General features: G+C 57.8%; 14 protein-coding genes. 6 read left to right on the forward strand and 8 right to left on the reverse strand.

The annotated features are described in order from the left end of the window. The 4 genes from OA90_RS17125 to OA90_RS17140 all read left to right on the forward strand — a co-directional run. A partial coding sequence (locus OA90_RS17125; RefSeq protein ID WP_199823654.1) for a transposase occupies positions 1-278 on the forward strand: 278 nt, incomplete at its 5' end. Between the two features lie 43 nt (positions 279-321). Further along, a complete protein-coding gene (locus OA90_RS17130) occupies positions 322-1,416 on the forward strand; it encodes an IS1595 family transposase (RefSeq protein ID WP_068414621.1) in 1,095 nt (364 codons plus the stop codon). A 103-nt stretch (positions 1,417-1,519) separates the two neighbouring features. After that, complete coding sequence (locus OA90_RS17135) at positions 1,520-2,068, forward strand: hypothetical protein (protein WP_156510543.1); 549 nt, start codon at positions 1,520-1,522, stop codon at positions 2,066-2,068. 219 nt (positions 2,069-2,287) lie between these two features. Further along, positions 2,288-4,003 (forward strand): thiamine pyrophosphate-dependent enzyme, encoded by a 1,716-nt coding sequence (locus OA90_RS17140; protein WP_068414629.1) that lies wholly within the window; start codon positions 2,288-2,290, stop codon positions 4,001-4,003. Between the two features lie 72 nt (positions 4,004-4,075). Here OA90_RS17140 and OA90_RS17145 read toward each other — a convergent pair whose 3' ends face one another. The 3 genes from OA90_RS17145 to OA90_RS17155 form a co-directional block, all read right to left on the reverse strand. Next, positions 4,076-4,972 carry a LysR family transcriptional regulator gene (locus OA90_RS17145; RefSeq protein ID WP_068414632.1) on the reverse strand — a complete coding sequence of 299 codons (897 nt, stop codon included), beginning with the start codon at positions 4,970-4,972 and terminating at the stop codon, positions 4,076-4,078. Between the two features lie 29 nt (positions 4,973-5,001). Next, positions 5,002-5,970 (reverse strand): thioredoxin-disulfide reductase, encoded by a 969-nt coding sequence (gene trxB / locus OA90_RS17150; RefSeq protein WP_068414973.1) that lies wholly within the window; start codon positions 5,968-5,970, stop codon positions 5,002-5,004. A gap of 63 nt (positions 5,971-6,033) precedes the next feature. Continuing rightward, positions 6,034-7,038: a mitochondrial fission ELM1 family protein gene (locus OA90_RS17155; RefSeq protein ID WP_068414635.1), complete on the reverse strand. Its 1,005-nt coding sequence runs from the start codon at positions 7,036-7,038 to the stop codon at positions 6,034-6,036. A gap of 235 nt (positions 7,039-7,273) precedes the next feature. Here OA90_RS17155 and OA90_RS17160 point away from each other — a divergent pair, with 235 nt between their 5' ends. Next, positions 7,274-7,741 carry an Lrp/AsnC family transcriptional regulator gene (locus OA90_RS17160; protein WP_068414976.1) on the forward strand — a complete coding sequence of 156 codons (468 nt, stop codon included), beginning with the start codon at positions 7,274-7,276 and terminating at the stop codon, positions 7,739-7,741. Between the two features lie 138 nt (positions 7,742-7,879). On the opposite strand, the gene OA90_RS17165 is transcribed toward OA90_RS17160, so the two are convergent. The 4 genes from OA90_RS17165 to OA90_RS17180 all read right to left on the reverse strand — a co-directional run bounded on the left by OA90_RS17165 (position 7,880) and on the right by OA90_RS17180 (position 12,901). Further along, the gene (locus OA90_RS17165) at positions 7,880-8,362 is read right to left on the reverse strand and encodes a hypothetical protein (protein WP_068414638.1); all 483 of its coding nucleotides are present in this window, start codon (positions 8,360-8,362) and stop codon (positions 7,880-7,882) included. Between the two features lie 142 nt (positions 8,363-8,504). Further along, positions 8,505-8,978, reverse strand: a complete 474-nt coding sequence (greA, locus tag OA90_RS17170; protein WP_068414640.1) for a transcription elongation factor GreA — start codon at positions 8,976-8,978, stop codon at positions 8,505-8,507. Between the two features lie 109 nt (positions 8,979-9,087). After that, positions 9,088-12,450: a carbamoyl-phosphate synthase large subunit gene (carB, locus tag OA90_RS17175; RefSeq protein WP_068414643.1), complete on the reverse strand. Its 3,363-nt coding sequence runs from the start codon at positions 12,448-12,450 to the stop codon at positions 9,088-9,090. 172 nt (positions 12,451-12,622) lie between these two features. Next, positions 12,623-12,901 (reverse strand): helix-turn-helix transcriptional regulator, encoded by a 279-nt coding sequence (locus tag OA90_RS17180; protein ID WP_199823750.1) that lies wholly within the window; start codon positions 12,899-12,901, stop codon positions 12,623-12,625. Positions 12,902-13,830: 929 nt separating this feature from the next. Between OA90_RS17180 and OA90_RS17185 the strand changes: the two genes are divergently transcribed. Continuing rightward, positions 13,831-14,265 (forward strand): MerR family transcriptional regulator, encoded by a 435-nt coding sequence (locus OA90_RS17185; protein WP_068414979.1) that lies wholly within the window; start codon positions 13,831-13,833, stop codon positions 14,263-14,265. Between the two features lie 219 nt (positions 14,266-14,484). Here OA90_RS17185 and carA read toward each other — a convergent pair whose 3' ends face one another. Further along, positions 14,485-15,666, reverse strand: coding sequence for a glutamine-hydrolyzing carbamoyl-phosphate synthase small subunit (gene carA / locus OA90_RS17190; protein ID WP_068414650.1), 1,182 nt, complete (start codon positions 15,664-15,666; stop codon positions 14,485-14,487). Between the last annotated feature and the right edge of the window lie 96 nt (positions 15,667-15,762).

Below are 15,762 nucleotides of genomic sequence, written 5' to 3' on the forward strand. Positions count from 1 at the left end.
CCCATGGCGTGGTCATCCTTGATCAGGCCGGATGGCACACGTCAAACAAGCTCGCCATCCCGGACAACATCACACTCTTGCCTTTGCCACCCCGATCTCCCGAACTCAATCCTGTCGAAAACCTATGGCAGTACATGCGAGAAAACTGGCTCTCAAACCGGGTCTTCAAGGACTACGACCAGATCGTCGACCTGTGCTGCCGGGCCTGGAACACGCTCATCGATCAGCCATGGAAAATCATGTCAATCGGAATGCGTGACTGGGCGCATCGGTCCTGAATTTTGTCGTTTGGTATAAGTCGCCCGTTTTTTGGAGGCGACAATGGTTGCGAAGAGAGAGCCGCGCGAGGACAGCCTGGAATGGCTGGAATGGCTGGAAAGGACGTATCCGACGGAGACATCTGTGCGGAGCCTGTTCGAGCGGCTCGTCTGGCCGAACGGCGCGCACTGCCCTCATTGCGGCTCCCTGGATGTCTGGCGTTTCCGGAAAAAGGGACGCTCGTCCCGTGACGGTCTGTTCGAGTGTCGGCATTGCCGGGGGCAATTCACCGTTACGACGAAAACCCCGATGCACGCCACCAAGCTGCCGTTGCGCACCTGGCTGAAGGCGCTCTACGTGACGCTCATATCCTCAAAGGGCATCTCATCCGTCATGCTGGCGAAGCAGATCGGCGTCCGGCAGCCGACGGCCTGGAAGATGGCGCACGCGATCCGGGAGATGATGGACGACCGGGACAGTCTGCTCGACGGGATCGTCGAGGTCGACACGACCTACATGGGTGGGCGGCCGAGAAAGAACCTGGATCCGCGATACAAACACGTCTATCGCCCGCGCGGAAAAGCGACGACGCGGCCGGAGGTAGCCGTAGCCGCGGAGCGTGGGGGACGCGTCAAGGCGGCGTTCCTGTCGTCGTCAGCCAACAGTGAACAGATCGGCCGCTTCATGGGTCGGTTCATTTCGCCCGACGCCCACATCATTTCCGACGACGACAAGGCAATCGGTAAGGCGGCTCGCGCCTTCAAGGATCATGACACAGTTACTCACGGCAAGAAGCAGTATGCCCGGGGCAACGTCCATTCCAACACGGTCGAAGGCATCGCGGCCCTGTTGAAGCGGACGCAGCTGGGTATTTACAACCAGCTCAGTAAGCGCCATCTTCAGCGGTACATCGACGAGATCGTGTTCCGGAAGAACCAGCGCCGGACCATCGAGACAATCAACCAGAGGGACGGGACCGTGCAGGTTCAGTTCTATCACCGTCCGTTCATCGATCAGCTCGAGGAACTCCTGGTCAGGGCCGTCGGGAGGCAGGTCAGGAGATCGAACGAAGGTGGGCTAGAGTGGCCCTTGCCAATAGCCACGGGATATGCCCTCGCGCCCTCTATTGCTTTCACAAAGACCATGTTTCAACGGTAGTATTTGACAAAATATCAGAATGGTTTTGGGAGAAAATGCACATCACCCATGAATCCATTGGCTGAAGCGGTTGCGAGCCAAGATCCTCACCTGGGTTTCTAGTATGAAGATAATTTTCTCAGTTATTGCGGCATTCCTAGCCGCATATTCCGCATGGGAATTTTCCCTGTACCGACACTACTTGAAGTTCGTTCCAGACGCGATGGATGTTTGGTGGGTGGATTACGCCTTGGAGGAAAGCTGGGGATTTGGTCCCGGTGGAAAGGAGGCGGGAATCATAGTTTTTGATATGCCGGTCAAGACCAAACAGCACTTGGCGAGCGGTGGACTGGATTGGCTCGAGAATATGCCGCCGAATGGTCGAAGTGGTTGGCAGGGGCGATATCGAAATTGGAAATCAACTCCCATACCTGCCAATGAAAAATGGGCGGCTCCTGAAAACTGTTCCGATAGTCCGGAATCAAACGGATATCACTACAATTGCCCAAGCGTGACACGCTACCTGGGTGCCCTAATTCGTGTCGATCGCGATGTGGCTCAGATGGTGGACGAAGCCGTTTTCTCATCGGGGGCATATTACGCGTATGGACGTGTCGGGATGATAATTCTAATCCCAGAGCGTGCTCGCATTGTGTACATCTACGCTGGGTAAGCGAGGGTGCCTTTTTCCCAGAATCGGCCCATTGGCTGAACCGTGCAGGTGTTGGCTCTATTTTCTCATAGCCTTTGTTTCGCGGATAGGTACGTATCTTTAATTACAGAAGGACGCAGACAACTCAGTTCGACGCGTTAATATCCTCTAATCTGTCTTCAAGTGATTCCTTTCTTGGGCAGGTAACGGAGTTGCAAATTAGTTTTATGGGAGAAAATCATGCGCGTCGCCGAACTTGTTCTTGAAGCTCTTTATCAACATGGCGTGCGTCAGGTTTTCGGCATTCCCGGAGATGCAATCAACGACTTTACCTATGCGCTTCACAATCGCTCCGACATGGATTTCGTTCTTGTCCGTCACGAAGAGGCCGGAGCCTTCGCCGCCTCGGCACAGGCCAAGCTGACAGGAGAGCTGAGCTGTTGCATGGGGACTGCGGGCGGTGGGTCGATCCATCTTCTGAACGGTCTTTACGATGCCAAGATGGACAAGGCACCGGTCATCGCAATCACCGGCCAGGTGGCAACCGATTTCATTGGCACGGGTTATCATCAGGAAGTCGATACCGAACGCCTGTTTTCCGACGTTGCAGTCTATTCCAAGACGGTGATGGACCCGGGGCAGCTGCCGGGCATCCTTCTTGAAGCCATCAAGGCGGCCTTGTCCGAACGCGGTCCGGCGCATATTTCCGTGCCTACCAACATTGCAGGCCGCAAGGTGCCCTTCATCCCGGGCAACCTGCAACTGGCGAAAGCTCAGTCACAGATCACTCCGGCGGACACGGCGTTGCGGCAGGCGGCCGATATGATCAACGGTTCGTCCAAGCCCGTGATCCTTGCCGGAATAGGTGGCGCTGAGGCGAAGGATGACATTCTGGAACTGGCCGCGAAACTGAAGGCACCGATCGTGCGCACGCTGCGGGCCAAGGACTGGATTGACGAGCGTCACGTCGATTGTGTCGGCGGACTGGGGCTTCTCGGCGGGCGGGCCGGTTCCAAGGCGATGGACGGGTGCGACTGCCTGATCATGCTGGGGACAGATTACCCTTATGTCGATTTCTATCCGAAGTCGGCGAAGACGATTCAGGTCGATCGGGATATCCGGCAACTTGGAAAGCGGACGACGATCGATGTGCCTCTTCATGGCGATGTCGGATCGACGCTGAAGGCCCTTGTTCCGCTGATTACGGACAAATCCTCCGAGGGCTTCCGGCAAAGTATCCGGGAGATTCACGAAAAGGAACGCAAAAGCTGGGTGAAGGAGGAAACGTCGTCGGATACGCCTTTGAAACCGCAGACGGTTCTGGCGACGGTCGGCGATCTGGCGCCCGAAAATGCCGTGTTCCTGTGCGACACGGGTACGGTGACCGCATGGTCCGCCCGACATCTGCAGGTACACGACGGCCAGCGGTTCGTGCTTTCCGCCTGCCTTGGGACAATGGCATTCGCCATGTCGGGTGCGCTGGGCGCCCAGCTCAAGTTTCCGGACCGGCCGGTTGTTGCGCTCGCCGGCGACGGCGGGTTCGCCATGCTGATGGCCGATTTCGTCACAGCCGTGCGCTACGAGCTGCCGATCACCGTGGTGATCCTTGAAAACAAGAAGCTCGGCTTCATCGCGCTGGAACAGGAAGGCAAGGGACTGCCCGAGCATTCCATCGATCTCGTCAATCCGGATTTTGTCGCATTCGCCAAGGCCTGCGGCGGTGTGGGGCTTCGCGCCGACAGTTACGACAGCCTGCAGTCAGCGCTCAAAGAGGCTTTCAGCAACAATCTGCCCACGGTCATCAACGCCGTGGTTGACCCTGAGGCGCTCATTGTCCCGCCCGAAATCAACATGAGCCAAGCCTATCATTTCGGTCTCGCCAAAACGCGGGAAAGTTTCGAGACAATCGAAAATGCATTCAGGGGGCGTCACGGCAAGAAGGATGCGGATGACTGACCGGATCACCCGGCGTGATCGGCCTGAAGCATATCGCGTTCCTGCGAATGCGGTGTGTTGCCAACCCGAACTCTAGTAAACCCACTTTTCCGCGCTGGTGAGCAGAAACTCACGGAAGGCCGTGACACGGGCCGTGTTCTTCAGTTCTGACGGGTAGACGAAATAGGTGTCGAATATGGGCACCTTGTCTTCCTGTTCCGTCAGGAGCGGAACCAGGGTCGTCCCCTGGTCGATGATATAGTCCGGCAGGATGGCGATGCCGACACCTGACTGGACGGCGCGTTTGATGGCGACAAGGTTGTTGGCCTTGAGTACGGAACGGCGCGGATTGGTTGCCGCGCGCCCGGCGGTCTCCAGCCAGTTCATGGATCGCAGGTAGGCGGGCGCCTGTTCTCCGAACGTTATGATGCGGTGGTTGTCCAGATCCTCGATGGAAACCGGAGCCCCGAAGCGCTGCAGATATTCCGGCGCGGCATAGACATGAAAATGCACCGTGAACAGTTTGCGTTGAATGAGATCGGGCTGAGTAGGCTGGCGCAGGCGGATGGCGACATCGGCTTCGCGCATACCTAGGTCCAGCTCATCGTCGTCGAAGATCAGGTGCAGGTCCACGTCCGGATAAAGATCGATGAAGTTCTTGATGCGCGAAGTGAGCCAGGTCGAGCCAAGGCCGACCGTGGTTGTGACCCTCAGCGCGCCCGAGGGCTTCTCCTTGCTGTCGGTGAGGCTGGTTTGCACCGCGTCCAGCTTCATCATGACATCGCTGGCGGTTCTGTAGAGCAGGTCGCCCTGTTCGGTCAGCAGGAGGCCGCGCGCATGGCGGTGGAAGAGGGCTACGCCCAGATCCTGTTCCAGTGCGCTGACCTGCCGGCTGACGGCTGACTGGCTCATGTGCAGCGTGTCACCCGCGTGGGTGAAGCTGCCCGCCTGAGCGGCCGCATGAAAAATACGTAGCTTGTCCCAGTCCATGCGAGCCCCTTCCGGAGGACGTCTGCGGCCTATTCTGCCGCCTGTCGTGTGGATGCCGCTTCATGTTCGGCCAGAAACTTCTCCGCTTCAAGGGCCGCCATGCAGCCCATGCCGGCCGCGGTGACCGCCTGGCGGTAGATATCGTCGGTCACATCACCTGCGGCGAAGACCCCCGGAATGGAGGTTTTGGTCGAGTCCGGTGCTGTTTGCAGGTATCCGTTCGGCTTCAGGTTCAGCTGATCCTTGAAGAGCTCCACGGACGGAGCATGGCCGATCGCGATGAAGACACCATCTGTGGAAACTTCACGCAATTCACCCGTGGTGGCATGCTTCAGGCGGATGCCGGTCACGGCTTTGGGGATGCCGCCGCCAAGAATCTCGTCGACCTGGTGATCCCAGATCACCTCGATCTTGGGATTCTGGAAGAGGCGGTCCTGCAGTATCTTCTCGGCCCGCAAGCTGTCGCGGCGGTGTACCAGTGTGACCTTGCTTGCCAGGTTTGCAAGGTAAAGCGCTTCTTCCACAGCGGTATTGCCGCCCCCGACCACGACAACCTCCTTGTTGCGGTAGAAAAAGCCGTCGCAGGTCGCGCATGCGGAAACGCCGGCGCCCATGTAGTCCTGTTCGGATGAAAGGCCCAGCCAGCGGGCCTGGGCACCGGTGGCGATGACGAGCGTGTCTGTCGTGAAGGTCGTGCCGCTGTCGGCCTCAAGCCGGAACGGCCGCTGGCTGAGGTCCGCGCTGACGATGGTGTCGTGGATAATCTTGGTGCCGACATTCTCGGCCTGCTTCTGCATCTGCTCCATCAGCCAGGGGCCCATGACAGGATCCGCGAAGCCCGGGTAGTTTTCGACATCGGTTGTGATGGTCAGCTGACCTCCTGGCTGAATTCCGGCGACCAGCGTCGGCTCGATCATGGCGCGGGCCGCGTAGATTGCCGCCGTGTATCCGGCCGGACCGGAGCCGATGATCAGAAGTTTGCTGTGTTGCGTGCTCATGAAGCGCATCTTCTCCTGTTATAGCCTTACGCTTTGATCTGTCCCGGGCCGGTGCTGCCAGCGTCAGCCGGCCAGGGGGGCATTGCCCTGCAGCCGCGATGCCGCAAAGTCGGCAAGAATGCGTTCTGCGATCAAGGGCGTTGCGTCAATCGGGTCGTAGGTAGTGGTTTTCAGCGGACCTGGAAAGGGGTGAGTGACATCGAGTTGCCTTAATGTGTCCAAAAACCGGGTGATCTTGCCGTGACCGCCGCTTGGATGGAACACATGAACCGGTTTTCCGGTGGCGGCGGCCTCGCCAATCATGTTGGTGGAGTCCGCCGTGGCGACAATGGCATCGGCCTTTGCAAGGTAAAATCCGAGCGGGTTCGAAGTCTCTCCCGTCCAGTACAGGTGTCCTCCGGATTTCGCCAGACTGGCCAGGCCATAAGCGAGGCCGGGTGGCGTCCGGCGGGAGGCGGTGATCATGAGAGCGGCACCGTCATCGCGCGCGATCCGGCGCAGCCCGTTCAACAACCGGTTCTGGTCCTCTTCGGTAAAAGTGTGATGACGGCTTTCCCCGCCGATCAGCACCGCGACCCGGGGCCGGTTGAGGGCGTCGATTTCTGGAACCGTCTGCGCTCGCAGTTTCGCCAGCTTTGCGGCCGGGAAACCGTGAGGCGAAGTCGGTGTCGCCAGAACGTTCCGCCCGCGCAGCTTGTCGTGTTCGGGAACCCATATCAGATCCGCTGTATTTGCTCCGGTGCGCGGGTCCTTCAAGAAGACGGTGAATGTGCGGCCCCGGGAGATCCGCTTGAGGCGGCGCAGATAACCGACAGCGCGGCGGCCCGAGGCGATCACGATATCGGGATAGGGCGGGGCGAGTGGACTGCCCGGTCTTCCTTCCCGCTCCCGCGGGTCGGTCGGGCCGAAAGGCAGCCACCACGAAAAGGGAGGTCGCGGGGCTACAAGCCGCGCTTCACAGGGACAGTTCAAGGCGTCCGCGACGCCGGTGCACTGGGCGAGGTCGCCGGCTTTGCCATCGGTCAGGATCCAGACAGAGGAAGGGGCAGTCTCGAGCGGTCTCGTCATTTTTGGCGAGGTTCCCCAACCTAATGTTTCGAGATCGTGCGTGATTTTGTTATAGTCTTGCACAAACGCGCAAAAAATCATAATCCGACACTCAGGATACGTTAGCTCGGGATTCTCTTATCCTGCAAGACGCCCGGGCCGGTTCGGTGGCAACAACCCACATTTAGTTCAACCGGCTTTCACACAGATCCGCAGGAAAGCCGGTCTGGCCAAGCTGAGTTTGAAGGAGAAAGATTTGAAAGCGCGGCTTGATGCCATTGACTGGCAGATCCTGAAGGAACTGCAAGACGACGGCCGGATGACCAATGTTGAACTGGCAAGGCGCGTCGGCATTTCCGCACCGCCCTGTTTGCGCCGGGTCAGGGCGCTGGAGGATGCCGGTCTCATTCTGGGATACCGGACACTGCTGGATGAAAAGCAGCTCGGCTACGATGTCACGGCCTTCGCGATGGTCGGGCTTCACAGTCAGACCGAGGCCGATCTGATCGCCTTTGAGGAGACGGTGCAGAAATGGCCTCTGGTGCGGGAAAGTTACATGCTTTCCGGCGAAGTCGATTTTCTGCTGAAATGCGTTGCCCCGGATCTGCAGACCTTCCAGAATTTCGTGATCCGCGACCTGACTGCCGCGCCGAATGTGGACAGCGTCCGTACGGCGCTGACCATCCGCCGGACCAAATACGAACCGGTCGTACCCATCGATTGACTGATTTTGAAGTCGCTGGATATTTTCAGAGTGTGTCGCGTTAAATTGAGTCCGGGAAATCGCCTGAACGCATTTGCAATGCGAACGCTGTTTCGAGCGTCTTCCAGCACCCGTTAAGCTGCTTCACCGCGACACGCCCTAGCTGAGAACTTGGCCGGTCCGCTGTGTGACATTGTGAATTTTTCGCCGTAGCCGGCCGATCAGGGAAATGTCCCGGAGTGCGGCCGCGACCAGTGTGAAGGCAATACTCAGCAAAAGGCACGTGGTCAGGATCGCGACCGGCAGCAACTGATCATAGTGGAACGTATCCAACACCTGATCGACCGGCTCGACACCGGAATACACGCGGCTGCGAATGATCTCCCTGTAGGGATCAAGCGGAAGTGTACCGTGTTTCAGGTAGCGAAGACCGAAAACGACAATGATCACGCTCGCGGCGAAAACGGCCAGGAAGCCGAATATGCGCAACGCGAAGCCGATGGCGCGCTCTTTCCTTCGAGAGACAAGCCGCTTGAAAATCCCTCGCTCAGCGCCGCTCAACCTGGAATAGACAATCCAGCGATAGATCCACAGCGGGATCGCCGCGACCAATAGCCAGACCGCAATAACGTTGAAAACCATCAAATGCCCTCCGACACATATCGGTCTACCTTAACGGGTGGCCGGCAGGCGTCAAAGGGCAAGCTTGCGCGAGTTGACAAAGAGGCCACCCTGATCCCGGAGACACCGATCGGAGATATCCGACCGGACAAGGTCAGGTTGGTCAGCCGAATTTCACTTCAACGATCTCGTAGGAATGAGACCCGCCTGGTGCGGACACTTCAACGCTGTCGCCGACGGTCTTGCCGATCAGGGCGCGGGCGATCGGCGAGGAAATCGATACCTTGTTCTGCTTCACGTCGGATTCAACGTCGCCGACGATCATGTAGTGCTTTTTTTCTTCCGTATCTTCGTCGATCAGGAAAACCGTCGCGCCGAACTTGACGATGTCGCCGGAGAGTTTGGTCACGTCAATGACTTCCGCCCGGGACAATTTGTCCTCCAGCTCGCCAATGCGGCCCTCGTTGTGACTCTGGGCTTCTTTCGCGGCATGGTATTCTGCATTTTCCGACAGGTCGCCATGCGCACGCGCCTCAGAAATGGCATCTACGATGCGCGGACGCTCAACCGTTGTACGTTGCCTCAGTTCATCCTGAAGCATTTTGTACCCGGCGGAGGTCATCGGAACTTTTTCCATGGGTCTCAGACCTTCAGCTTATTGGGTCCCCCTTCCTGAGGACCACGCTTCAAAAACAAACCAAGCCGGGAAAGGTGCGCTTTCCCGGCCGGTCGCGTGTATATTAGACTTAGCCGAAGTAGGATTGTAAAGGTCTTACTTCAAGGCTTCCCGCTTTGTGGGCAGCAATGCCCTTGGCCGCAGCGACAGATCCGGCCAGCGTCGTGTAGAATGGCACCTTGTTCAGGAGAGCTGCCCGTCGCATTGACCGGCTATCGGCGATGGCCTGCGCCCCTTCCGTCGTATTGAAGACGAGCTGAACTTCACCGTTCTTGATAGCATCGACGATATGCGGGCGCCCTTCAAGCACCTTGTTGATTTTCTTCACCGCAATCCCGTTGCTTTCCAGGTACCTCTGCGTGCCATCGGTTGCGATGATCTGAAAACCGGCGGCTTCCAGACTGCGCACGGCGTCCAGGACGCCCGCCTTGTCCTCATCGCGCATGGAGACAAACACCGTTCCATGATCCGGCACACCGGTGCCGCAGCCGAGCTGGGATTTCGCGAACGCCTTGCCGAAAGCTGTGTCTAGGCCCATGACCTCGCCGGTTGAACGCATCTCCGGACCGAGGATCGTGTCGACACCGGGGAAACGGGCAAAGGGGAACACGGCTTCCTTGACTGCGATATGGTCCAGCTTTTTCTCCGTCAGTCCGAAGGACGCGAGGCTTTCACCAGCCATGATCCGGCTGGCGATCTTCGCGACCGGCACGCCGATGGTCTTGGCGACGAAGGGCACGGTCCGGGAGGCCCGCGGGTTCACTTCCAGAACATAGATCTCGCCGTCCCTGATGGCGAACTGCACATTCATCAGGCCTCCGACTTCCAGTGCCAGCGCCAGGGCGCGGGTCTGGCGCTTGAGTTCCTCGATCATGTCTTCCTGGAGCGAGAAGGCCGGCAGGGAACAGGCACTGTCACCGGAGTGAATGCCGGCTTCCTCGATGTGTTCCATGATGCCGCAGACGAAAACGTCCTTGCCGTCGCAAAGCGCATCTACGTCAACCTCGATGGCGCCGTCCAGATAGCGGTCGAAAAGCAGCGGGTTGGTGCCGAGAACCGTGTTGATCTGTCCGGTCTTGTCGTTGGGATATTTGGCGCGGACCTCGCCGGGAACCAGCTCCGGCAAAGTGCCGAGAAGGTAGGAATTGAGCGCTTCCTCGTCGCGAATGATCTGCATCGCGCGGCCGCCCAGGACATAAGACGGGCGGACAACCAACGGAAGGCCGAGCTGTCCGGCGATCAGACGGCCCTGTTCGACCGAATAGGCGATGCCGTTTTCCGGCTGTTTCAGGTTCAGCTTGACGAGAAGCTTCTGAAACCGGTCCCGGTCCTCCGCAAGGTCGATCATGTCCGGGGAGGTGCCGAGGATCGGCACATCCGCCTTGACGAGCGCCTGCGCCAGCTTGAGCGGCGTCTGGCCGCCGAACTGGACGATGACGCCGTGCAAGGTGCCGTTTTCCTTTTCCTTGCGGATGACTTCCAGCACGTCTTCGGCTGTCAGCGGTTCGAAGTAGAGCCGGTCCGAAGTGTCATAGTCGGTGGATACGGTTTCGGGATTGCAGTTGACCATGATGGTCTCGTAGCCGGCATCTTCCAGGGCGAAGGCGGCATGACAGCAGCAATAGTCGAATTCGATGCCCTGGCCGATCCGGTTCGGACCTCCGCCGAGAATGACCACTTTCTTTTTGCCGGTCGGATTGGACTCGCAAGCCGGTACGCCCATGAAGGGGGCTTCATAGGTTGAGTACATGTAGGCTGTCGGTGAGGCGAATTCCGCCGCGCAAGTGTCGATGCGTTTGTAGACCGGATGGACCTCAAGCTCTTCACGCAACCTGACCACGTCGTTGGCGTCCAGTCCCGCAAGGCTTGCCAGGCGGGCATCGGAAAAACCCATTGCCTTCAGTTTGCGCAGATTCTCGGCATCCTTCGGCAGACCGATATTGCGGACCTTGCTCTCCATGGCCAGAATATCCGCGATCTGTTCCAGGAACCAGGTGTTGATGCCGCTGGCCTGATGAACTTCGTCGGTGCTCATGCCGAAGCGCATGGCCTGTGCGACATTGAGCAGACGGCTTGGTGTCGCGACGGCGACCGCCGCACGCAGGGCGTTCCTGTCGTCCCCCTGGTCGAGGCCCGGAATTTCGGTTTCATCCAGGCCGTTGAGGCCTGTCTCCAGTCCACGCAGCGCCTTTTGCAGGCTTTCGTTGAAATTACGCCCGATGGCCATGACTTCGCCGACGGACTTCATCGCCGTGGTCAGCGTCGGTTCGGAACCGGGGAATTTCTCAAAGGCGAAACGCGGGATCTTGGTGACCACGTAGTCGATGGTTGGCTCGAACGACGCCGGGGTCGCTCCGCCGGTGATGTCGTTTTCCAGCTCATTGAGCGTATAGCCGACGGCGAGCTTGGCCGCGATCTTGGCGATCGGGAAGCCGGTGGCCTTGGAGGCGAGGGCGGAAGAGCGTGACACGCGGGGGTTCATCTCGATCACGACGAGACGGCCGCTTTCCGGATCGACCGCGAACTGGACGTTGGAACCGCCGGTCTCGACACCGATTTCGCGCAGCACCGCAATCGATGCGTCGCGCATGATCTGGTATTCCTTGTCCGTCAGGGTGAGTGCCGGAGCGACGGTGATCGAATCGCCCGTATGCACACCCATCGGATCGACGTTCTCAATCGAGCAGATAATGATGCAGTTGTCCGCCTTGTCGCGGACCACTTCCATCTCGTATTCCTTCCAGCCGAGCAGACTCTCGTCGATCAGGACCTGGCCGACAGGCGAGGCGTCGATCCCGGAGCGGACGATGGTTTCGAATTCTTCACGGTTATAGGCGACGCCGCCACCGGTGCCGCCGAGCGTGAAGGCGGGCCGGATGATGGCCGGCAGGCCGATTTCGTCAATGGCGCGCATCGCTTCCAGGTAGCCAGCATTGCGGTCATAGCCGACAATCCTGCCGTTTTCGTCACGAATGGCTGGTGAGGAGGCGATGGCGGCGCGCGGGTTTTCCAGGCCGATCACATCCATCGCGGCGCGGAATTTTTCCCGATCTTCGGCCTTTTCGATCACATCCGCCCGCGCACCGATCATCTCGACGCCGAATTTCTCAAGTATCCCCATCTCTTCAAGATCGAGCGCGCAATTGAGCGCGGTCTGGCCGCCCATGGTTGGCAGAAGCGCGTCGGGGCGTTCCTTCTCGATGATCTTTGCCACGAGCTCCGGCGTGATGGGCTCGATGTAGGTGGCGTCTGCGAGATCCGGATCGGTCATAATCGTTGCCGGATTGGAATTCACAAGGATGATGCGAAAACCTTCTTCGCGCAGCGCTTTGCAGGCCTGGGTGCCGGAATAATCGAACTCACAGGCCTGACCGATGACAATCGGTCCGGCACCAATGATCAGGATGGAAGAGATATCTGTGCGTTTGGGCATCTCGGCTCGCGGCTCGTGGCGGCCAATCCGGATTAGCGGGCCCGCTATTCGGTCTGGCTCGGGTCTGAAGTGAATGACGGTGTTGGCTGAGCGCGTCTTATAGGGAAAAGCGAAGCGCTAGGAAACCCCGGCAGGCCAAAGAGGCGCTGTTTTCCTGCTCGGAGAGAAAAGTTCAGTCAGCTTCGGCTGAATCTGTCGTCAGCGGCTGGGTTGATTGGCCATCAAAATCGCCGATTCCTTCCGAAAGGGCGTAGCAGGCAAGGCGAATGGATTTCGGGATTTCCACCGGCCGGCCGTCACGGTTGCCTTTTTCATAATACTGGATCATGCGTTTCTTCAGTCCGAGGCGGTCGGCAGCGTCCTTTTGCTTCAGACCCAGCGTCCGGCGCCAGAGGCGGAATTGCTGCGGAGTCATGCCGGGGACGGGGTTTTTTGATTTAGATTCGGCCATATTTCTCGATATTCCGGGGTAACCTGGTTCCTTGCGGTCACAGTCGGCAGTGCACGGGCCGACAAACCTGACAGAAATAACCTGCACAGGCGGTTGTCAATCGTGAAGTGCACAATGTGCTCTTTTTTATAGGGTCTGGCGCTCAGACAGGGCGGCACTCACCGGGCGAGAACACTCTCGTAACTGCAAGCTTCTTTCGTAGTGCCGGGGCCCTCGACGGTGCTACCCGAAGCCGGTTTGGGTAAACGGCACGACCCGCCAAGAGCCTGAATTCGGGTTTCTCGGGGGTGAAATTAACGTTCCACAGCTTTTAGATGTGAGAATTTATGCACGCAATACGCGTATTCTTTGAGTTCTTCTATTTTTGTTGGCGGTTGTTGTAAAAGTATTTCAACCGATGGTCGCTCACACACACTCCCGGCGTTTGTGGAGTACTGTAATAATTGTCAGTGTTGGGCGCGAGAAAATAAAGTATTTTCCTCAGGTAGGGTGCCGTGAAGTCAAGAAAACCTGAAACAGAACATCATATTTCCAACCAGTATATTTGCTTGCTTTAAATTATCGATAATTAATATTATAGGCTATGACGAGCGTTTTGGTATATTATTAGTTGTTATAGTTGCAGGAACTATCTGATGGAGGTCGGGTTTTAGTGTGTGTTAAACTAACGTTGTCCCGAAAGATCTCCAATAAATCCAATTTTTGCGTAGATTTTAACTGTTGATCCGGTGTATTAGTCTAATGCTTAGTCTCCATTGAGTGTGGTGTATGGAGGCTTGTGAAGCTGTAGACTATGCGCTTCGAGCTGCGAAGGCTGTTATTGCGGTGCAAGTGGGACCTGAGGACCGGGTGGTGGGACCTGGAATTCGGGGGTGTTGCAAGACCCAGCCAGACTTGAAACAAAAAAAGACAAGATCGGGCTAAAGAGTATGAACAATCTAGCTACCAACATGGTCGCTGTTCCGGATATAGCTGGACCGGGGCAGGAAGTCGTATCGGATGACCCCGCGCTTGCGATATCGGAGATGTCGGAGCGGTTTGAAGTAACGCTTCGGACTTTACGTTTCTACGAGGAAAAAGGTCTCCTTAATCCTGTCCGTAAAGGCGCTCGACGTTTCTACGGTGCGCGAGACGTTTCCAGGATGCGTATCATCCTTCAGGCCAAGAAAATTGGTCTTACGCTCGCCGAGATCCGTAGAGTGATCAAGTTGGTCGAAAGCAACACCAAACGCAAGGACCAGTACAAGGAGATCCAGGAGATCTGCAAAAATCAGCACGAAATTCTGATCGAACAGAAGCAGATGCTTGATGAGCAGGTTGCCGAGGTGGTCGAGATCCTGACTGTCTTTGATACTCTGGTCTGAATGACCTGACACGACAACGGATGAACAAACCCCAGGCTGCTTCCGCGTCCTGGGGTTTTCTTCGTGTGGAGTGCTTTGATTGAAACACGCCGGTTTCCCGGTCAGCCTGGCGAGGACCAAACCGTTTTCGCATGTTTCGACACGAAAACGGTTTCATCGCTCCTGAAGCCTCCGGACAGTGTGCACGCGGTTCTCAGGAGCAACACACCAGAAAGGAGCTCAGGACGCTCCGGCCGTTTCCATCATGTCCGTGAACCGCTTGAATAGATAATGGCTGTCTCGCGGCCCCGGAGAGGCTTCCGGGTGATACTGAACGGAAAACACCGGTTTATCCTTCATTGCCAGTCCGCAGTTGGAACCGTCGAACAGGGATACATGGGTCTGCGCGACATTTTCCGGCAGGCTTTCGGCATCGACCGCAAATCCGTGGTTCATCGAGGTGATCTCGACCTTGCCTGTGGTGTGATCGAAGACCGGATGATTGGCGCCGTGATGGCCCTGGTGCATTTTCAGGGTTTTGCCGCCCAGCGCCAGGGCCAGCATCTGGTGCCCGAGGCAGATGCCGAATGTCGGCACGCCTTTTTCAACGATATCCCTGATCATGGGAACGGAATAGGTGCCGGTGGCAGCCGGATCTCCAGGACCGTTGGACAGGAAGACACCGTCCGGCTTGTGCTCGAGAACTTCTTCGGCTGTGGCTGTCGCGGGTAGGACGGTAACCTCACAGCCGGCTTCGGTCAGCAGCCGCAGGATGTTGCGCTTGATACCGTAGTCGATTGCAACGACCTTGAACCGGCCGCCTCTAGACTCTCTGTATCCCTCTTCCCATTTCCATGCCGTCTGGGACCAGGGATGGGACTGGGTGGTGGAGGCATCCTTCGCCAGATCCATGCCGACAAGGCCAGGCCAGGCGGCCGCGGCGACTTTGAGGCTTTCCAGGTCGAATTGTCCGTCCGGAGAATGGGCAATGACGCCGTTCGGCACGCCTTTTTCACGGATCAGAGCCGTCAAGGCACGTGTGTCGATGCCGCTGATGCCGATCAGGTTGCGGCTTTTCAGCCATGCATCGAGATGTTTCGTTGCCCGGTAGTTGGCCGGATCGGTGATATGTGCGGCCAGCACCACGCCGCGGATCCCGCTGTCGGAGGCCATGTTGACCGTCTCGATGTCCTCATCGTTGGCACCGACATTGCCGACATGGGGAAAAGTGAACGTTATGATCTGACCGGAGTAGGAAGGGTCCGTGAGGATTTCCTGATATCCGGTCATGGAGGTATTAAAGCAAATCTCACCAACGGCTTGTCCGGTGGCGCCGAGGCCTTGCCCCTCGATGATACTGCCGTCGGAGAGCACAAGCAGGGCGGTCGCCGGGGTCTCAGACCATGCGTCTGCAATCGTCATGTCTTGTTTCCAGAGTCTGTTGGTGACATCATGCGCTGCAGGAAAGGCGTCTGGGGCAGGCTGTAAAGTGCCTGCGATTGGCCGTCTGCATCAAGC

It is taken from the genome of Labrenzia sp. OB1 (genome assembly GCF_001624695.1).
Taxonomy (GTDB): domain Bacteria; phylum Pseudomonadota; class Alphaproteobacteria; order Rhizobiales; family Stappiaceae; genus Roseibium.

What these genes read in the sequence shown, in the direction of transcription:
- OA90_RS17135 (WP_156510543.1), top strand. Translation starts at nt 1,520, where the DNA reads ATGAAGATAATTTTCTCAGTTATTGCGGCATTCCTAGCCGCATATTCC.
- OA90_RS17185 (WP_068414979.1), top strand. Translation starts at nt 13,831, where the DNA reads ATGAACAATCTAGCTACCAACATGGTCGCTGTTCCGGATATAGCTGGA.
- OA90_RS17130 (WP_068414621.1), top strand. Translation starts at nt 322, where the DNA reads ATGGTTGCGAAGAGAGAGCCGCGCGAGGACAGCCTGGAATGGCTGGAA.
- OA90_RS17155 (WP_068414635.1), bottom strand. Translation starts at nt 7,038, where the DNA reads ATGACGAGACCGCTCGAGACTGCCCCTTCCTCTGTCTGGATCCTGACC.
- greA (WP_068414640.1), bottom strand. Translation starts at nt 8,978, where the DNA reads ATGGAAAAAGTTCCGATGACCTCCGCCGGGTACAAAATGCTTCAGGAT.
- OA90_RS17180 (WP_199823750.1), bottom strand. Translation starts at nt 12,901, where the DNA reads ATGGCCGAATCTAAATCAAAAAACCCCGTCCCCGGCATGACTCCGCAG.
- carA (WP_068414650.1), bottom strand. Translation starts at nt 15,666, where the DNA reads ATGACGATTGCAGACGCATGGTCTGAGACCCCGGCGACCGCCCTGCTT.
- trxB (WP_068414973.1), bottom strand. Translation starts at nt 5,970, where the DNA reads ATGAGCACGCAACACAGCAAACTTCTGATCATCGGCTCCGGTCCGGCC.
- OA90_RS17145 (WP_068414632.1), bottom strand. Translation starts at nt 4,972, where the DNA reads ATGGACTGGGACAAGCTACGTATTTTTCATGCGGCCGCTCAGGCGGGC.
- OA90_RS17165 (WP_068414638.1), bottom strand. Translation starts at nt 8,362, where the DNA reads ATGGTTTTCAACGTTATTGCGGTCTGGCTATTGGTCGCGGCGATCCCG.
- carB (WP_068414643.1), bottom strand. Translation starts at nt 12,450, where the DNA reads ATGCCCAAACGCACAGATATCTCTTCCATCCTGATCATTGGTGCCGGA.
- OA90_RS17140 (WP_068414629.1), top strand. Translation starts at nt 2,288, where the DNA reads ATGCGCGTCGCCGAACTTGTTCTTGAAGCTCTTTATCAACATGGCGTG.